Raw genomic sequence first — 541 nt, 5'->3', positions numbered from 1 at the left:
CGAGGAATACGGCGGCGCCAACATGGGCTACCTGGCGCACATGATCGCGATGGAAGAGATCAGCCGCGCCTCGGCGTCGGTGGGCCTGTCGTACGGCGCGCACTCGAACCTGTGCGTGAACCAGATCCACCGCAACGGCACGGCCGCGCAGAAGGCGAAGTACCTGCCCAAGCTGGTGTCGGGCGAATGGATCGGCGCGCTGGCGATGAGCGAGCCCAACGCCGGCTCCGACGTGGTCAGCATGAAGCTGCGCGCGGAACTGAAAGGCGACCGCTACGTGCTCAACGGCACCAAGATGTGGATCACCAACGGTCCGGACTGCGACGTGCTGGTGGTTTACGCCAAGACCGAGCCCGAGCTGGGCGCGCGCGGCATGACCGCCTTTATCGTCGAGAAGGGCATGAAGGGCTTCTCCGTGGCGCAGAAGCTGGACAAGCTGGGCATGCGCGGCTCGCACACCGGCGAGCTGGTGTTCGAGGACGTGGAGGTGCCGGCCGAGAACATCCTCGGCGCCGAGAACAGCGGCGCCAGGGTGCTGATG

Annotated in this window: 1 protein-coding gene; it reads left to right on the top strand. The window is 66.4% G+C overall.

Annotated features, from left to right (window positions below; translation table 11 throughout):
• Nucleotides 1–541, top strand: a 541-nt coding sequence (locus E1J61_RS35175) for an acyl-CoA dehydrogenase family protein (RefSeq protein WP_207951302.1), incomplete at both ends; no start/stop codon positions are given.

The organism is Cupriavidus sp. L7L, from assembly GCF_004353535.1.
Classification (GTDB): Bacteria; Pseudomonadota; Gammaproteobacteria; order Burkholderiales; family Burkholderiaceae; genus Cupriavidus; species Cupriavidus oxalaticus_A.
The sequence above is the reverse complement of the archived record's forward strand: the minus strand, read 5'-3'. Positions and strand labels throughout refer to the sequence as shown.